5 protein-coding genes and 1 pseudogene are annotated in these 2,639 nt (G+C 68.5%); all 6 read right to left on the bottom strand.

Annotation, left to right across the window (positions count from 1 at the left end):
- The coding region (locus AC1DVT_RS19405) for an SWIM zinc finger family protein (RefSeq protein WP_477390938.1) at positions 1-320 on the bottom strand (320 nt) is incomplete at its 3' end.
- Positions 321-363: 43 nt separating this feature from the next.
- Positions 364-774, bottom strand: a complete 411-nt coding sequence (nusB, locus tag AC1DVT_RS19400) for a transcription antitermination factor NusB (protein ID WP_457098673.1) — start codon at positions 772-774, stop codon at positions 364-366.
- A gap of 13 nt (positions 775-787) precedes the next feature.
- Positions 788-1,348: an elongation factor P gene (gene efp, locus AC1DVT_RS19395; protein ID WP_457098672.1), complete on the bottom strand. Its 561-nt coding sequence runs from the start codon at positions 1,346-1,348 to the stop codon at positions 788-790.
- 104 nt (positions 1,349-1,452) lie between these two features.
- Positions 1,453-1,911: a type II 3-dehydroquinate dehydratase gene (locus AC1DVT_RS19390; RefSeq protein ID WP_457098669.1), complete on the bottom strand. Its 459-nt coding sequence runs from the start codon at positions 1,909-1,911 to the stop codon at positions 1,453-1,455.
- 41 nt (positions 1,912-1,952) lie between these two features.
- Positions 1,953-2,501 carry a GNAT family N-acetyltransferase gene (locus tag AC1DVT_RS19385; protein WP_477390935.1) on the bottom strand — a complete coding sequence of 183 codons (549 nt, stop codon included), beginning with the start codon at positions 2,499-2,501 and terminating at the stop codon, positions 1,953-1,955.
- Positions 2,498-2,639, bottom strand: a pseudogene (locus tag AC1DVT_RS19380) (3-dehydroquinate synthase); the annotation flags it as partial. The pseudogene AC1DVT_RS19380 and the gene AC1DVT_RS19385, both read right to left, overlap by 4 nt.

Raw genomic sequence — 2,639 nt, 5'->3', positions numbered from 1 at the left:
GCCGGGCCGTCGGCGACCGGGCGATCCGCGAGCCGATTGCTCGCGAGCAGGGTCGCCACCGTGTGCTTGCAGTCGCGCTCCACCGGGCAGGTGCAGAAGGTCGAGACGATCGGCTGGTCGCCTCGGGCCGGGTCGAGGCGGATCCGGCATCGATAGGCGGTCCGGCCACTGCCCTCGACCACCGACTCGAGCACCGCCGCGACCGGATCCCACGCCACGGACTGCACGGCCCCGTCGCGGAAGTACGCCATCCCGCGTTCGTACGCGCCGCCATCGGCCCGGCGCCGGATGTGCTCGGCGTCGACGAACGGCGGGGTCATGCTCACCATCCTCGCAAGGTTCCGCGAGGCCTGGTCATGGGCGTCAGGACGAGCGGGCGATCTTCGCGAGCACGGCGTTCACGAACGCGCCGGAATCGTCCGTCGAGAACTCCTTGGCGAGCTCCACGGCCTCGTCGATCGCCACGCCGGTGGGCACCTCGTCGTTGAAGAGGATCTCCCAGACGCCCATGCGCAGCAGCGCCCGGTCGACCGCGGGCATGCGCGCGAGCGACCAGTCCTTCGCGAAGGTCGTGATCTGCTCATCGATCTCGTCGCGGTTGTCGATGACGCCGTCGATGATCTCGCGGGCATACAGCCAGGACGATTCGCGCGACGGCTCGTTGGCGGCGCGCTTCGCCTCGGCGGCGAGGATCGCGCCGAGGTCGTCGCCGCGGACGTCAGCCTGGAACAGGATGTCGAGCGCGCGTTTGCGGGCCTTCGTACGTGCGCTCATCGGCTCGCAGCGCTCAGTTCACGCGGCCGAGGTAGTCGCCCGTGCGGGTGTCCACCTTGACCTTGGTGCCGGTCTCGACGAACAGCGGCACCTGGATCTCGTAGCCGGTCTCGACCGTGGCGGCCTTGGTGCCGGCCGACGAGCGGTCGCCCTGCAGGCCCGGCTCGGTGTAGGTGATCTCGAGGACGACGGAGGCCGGCAGCTCGACGTACAGCGGGTTGCCGTTGTTGAGCGCGATCTGCACCTGCTGGTTCTCGAGCAGGAAGTTCGCCGCGTCGCCCACGGTGGCGGAGCCGACGGTGATCTGGTCGTAGTCCGCGACATCCATGAAGACGAAGCCGTCGCCGTCGTTGTACAGGTACGTGAAGTCGCGGCGGTCGACGTTCTCGATCTCGATCTTGGCGCCGGCGTTGTAGGTGCGGTCGACGACCTTGCCAGAGACGACGTTCTTGAGCTTGGTGCGGACGAACGCACCGCCCTTGCCGGGCTTGACGTGCTGGAACTCGATGACGTTCCACAGCTGTCCGTCGATGCTGAGGACGACGCCGTTCCTGATGTCTGAGGTGGATGCCATGGCTGAAGAGTTCCGTTTCGTGTCAGGGGGTCAGGCTGCTTGATCGCTGAGCGTGTCGAAGCGCCGACATTCGATTCTACGGGATGCCACGCCCGGCACCCGGCTCAGCCCTCCGCGTGCCCGGTGACGACCTCGATGAGCCGGGTGATCGCCACGGCATAGCCGGGCACGCCCTCGCCCACGACGTGCACGACCGCGACGTCTTCGACATAGGAGAGCTGCCGGAACGGCTCGCGCGCCTTGATGTCGGAGATGTGCACCTCGGCGACCGGCAGGGACACGCTCAACAGCGCATCGCGCAGCACGACTGAGGTGTGCGTGAGCCCTCCGGGGTTGATGACGATGCCTGCGCAGTCCGTCCGCGCCGCGTGGATCGCATCGATCAGCACGCCTTCGTGATTGCTCTGCACCGCGCGGATCTCGAATCCGAAAGCGGCGGCCGTCTCGATCGCGAGCGCCTCGACATCCTGCAGCGACTGGGTGCCGTAGGTGGCGGGATCGCGAATGCCGAGAAGGTTGAGATTCGGCCCGTTGACGAGCAGCAGGCGGCGGGGAGCACTCATGTCTCGCACGATATCAGCGCCGGTATGAGTGGATGCCGCGGTCATGGCAAGGGCCGCGACATCACGATCTCCGGCCCGATGGGCCCGGTCAGGGTCTCGCCGGTCGGCAGGAAGCCCGCCCGGCGATATGCGCCCTGGGCCCGCAGGTTGTCGCGATGCACGTCGAGGTGGAGCTGATCCAGCCCCTGCGCCGCCGCCCATGCCGCCGCGGCGGCGAGCAGCAGATCGACCGCTCCCGAGCCTCGACGATCCGGCCGGACCCACACCCCGACGACGAAGGCGCGGCGGTCATCCATGTACCGGCCCAGGTGATCCTTCTGCCCGGTCGCCCTGATGAGGACCGACAGACTGCCCACCGCAACACCCTCGATCTCCGCGACGAGCTGAGCGACCGTCGCGCTCTCGGCGGCTGTCTGGGTCCGCTCGCGCCAGAACGATTCCGGCCGCGTGGCGACCTCGTCGTGATCCTCGAGGAACGCGATCGCGGCATCCGGATCGGCGGTCGCCTCCAGGCGGAGCGCCCGCACGAGCTCCCACTCGTCCGACCGGACCCGCCGCACTGAGAGCGACGGGTCGGGCTGCGGGGTCATCCCGCGACTTCCTGGTACGCCGCGAACAGCAGCGATTCGTCCGGCGCCTGGAGCACGGTGGGGCGCGCGATGTCGTCGAGCACGATGAAGCGCAGCATCCCGCCTCGACTCTTCTTGTCGCGCTGCATGGACGCGAGC

It is taken from the genome of Microbacterium sp. P2_F9 (assembly GCF_056403635.1).
The sequence above is the reverse complement of the archived record's forward strand: the minus strand, read 5'-3'. Positions and strand labels throughout refer to the sequence as shown.

Excerpts from the sequence above, each read along its gene's own strand:
- nusB (WP_457098673.1), bottom strand. The coding sequence starts at position 774 with ATGAGCGCACGTACGAAGGCCCGCAAACGCGCGCTCGACATCCTGTTC.
- AC1DVT_RS19390 (WP_457098669.1), bottom strand. The coding sequence starts at position 1,911 with ATGAGTGCTCCCCGCCGCCTGCTGCTCGTCAACGGGCCGAATCTCAAC.
- AC1DVT_RS19385 (WP_477390935.1), bottom strand. The coding sequence starts at position 2,501 with ATGACCCCGCAGCCCGACCCGTCGCTCTCAGTGCGGCGGGTCCGGTCG.
- efp (WP_457098672.1), bottom strand. The coding sequence starts at position 1,348 with ATGGCATCCACCTCAGACATCAGGAACGGCGTCGTCCTCAGCATCGAC.